At 42.2% G+C, this 1,402-nt stretch carries 1 protein-coding gene; it reads right to left on the reverse strand.

Going from position 1 to position 1,402, the window contains the following annotated elements; genetic code table 11:
- Positions 1 to 628: 628 nt before the first annotated feature.
- Positions 629 to 1,228, reverse strand: coding sequence for a YesL family protein (locus A33I_RS06895; protein ID WP_022627759.1), 600 nt, complete (start codon positions 1,226 to 1,228; stop codon positions 629 to 631).
- Positions 1,229 to 1,402 lie beyond the last annotated feature (174 nt).

The following is a 1,402-nucleotide window of genomic DNA, read 5'->3' on the forward strand; positions in this document are numbered from 1 at the left end:
TTTCCGCGGGCGGTCCGGGAGCCTCCTCGGGCTTTCGCCCTGTGGGGTCTCCCCTGGCCACGCACATCCCGCAGGAGTCGGTGCCTTCCGCTCCAATCAACGGAGGGAGGGTGTTGTATAGTTCAACCATTTTTATAAGCAGCTTTTTAGTGACCTTAGTAAATGAATCCACAGGTGTTAACTTTTTTAATTTGAACTGAACTATAATTAAATCGCTCCACATAATAATTACAAAACGCATAAACCAAGCGGATGAAATATGCGGAGACTCCTGTGTGGACTAGAGCAGGAGTGAGATCCCACAGGGCTTTAGCCCGAGGAAGCTCACTGGCTCCACACGGAAAGCGAAGCTTATTTCAGGAGCGGCGAGTCCACTATAACCCATGTTTGAGGTATTTTTAGATAAATAAGCTTTGAAGCTATAAATACATCACTCCACTAAATAATTAAACAAAGCACTAAATTAGCGGATGAAATATGTGTAGACTCCTGTGTGGACTAGAGCAGGAGTGAGATCCCACAGGGCTTTAGCCCGAGGAAGTCTCACTGGCTCCACACGGAAAGCGAAGCATATTTCAGGAGCGGCGACTATGCTACAACTCATGTTTAAACATGTTGATGTTTATCGTTAAACCGCATTATATTTCTTGAAAACAGAATAATTCACATTCATCAGCACATAAGCAAACACACTTATCCCTATAACAAAGGACACTCTCGGGAAATTGACCACAATTAAAAAGTACGCAAGAAGCCAAACAAGCTGCGTAAGGGTCATTAATGGATGAGCAAAAACAAGTCCAAGTGATGCTTTAATATACGAGAACGTTTTATATTCAAAATGCGCCATGACAGAAAATACATTTAAAAATGTCATTAGTACAATAGCTGCAATGGCAGCAATGATGAGATAAACGAATAATTGTGTCGACTCACTGTAGAAATATCCAGCAAATGAAAAGTTTACATAAATAATATAAAACAATCCGATAAAGATTGCACCTACAAGATTTGAACGTATAAATTCCGCTTTATAATATGTGAAGTAACTTGAAAATAAATTGAACTGATTTCCTTTGATCCAGTCTCTTATGACTCGAAACAAAGCAAGGGTTGCTGGCATAAATCCAAATAAACCAAGCCCTGCTACAAAAAAGAACAGCCATAGGATATTCAGTGCAATAAACTTATAGACGACTTCGGTTATTTGAACAATTAACTTGCCCATTTGAAACCCTCCTTTTACGTAAGAATACGAATAGTTTGGTTAAGAGCAGTAGTTGCAATTTCTATTACAGACCTCCCTGCGATAGGTGTTGCTCTCCGCTGCAGGCACTCGCTTTCCGCGGGCGGTCCGGGAGCCTCCTCGGGCTTTCGCCCTGTGGGGTCTCCCCTGGCCACG

Source organism: Alkalihalophilus marmarensis DSM 21297, assembly GCF_000474275.2.
GTDB lineage: Bacteria > Bacillota > Bacilli > Bacillales > Bacillaceae_D > Alkalihalophilus > Alkalihalophilus marmarensis.

What these genes read in the sequence shown, in the direction of transcription:
- A33I_RS06895 (WP_022627759.1), bottom strand. Translation starts at nt 1,228, where the DNA reads ATGGGCAAGTTAATTGTTCAAATAACCGAAGTCGTCTATAAGTTTATT.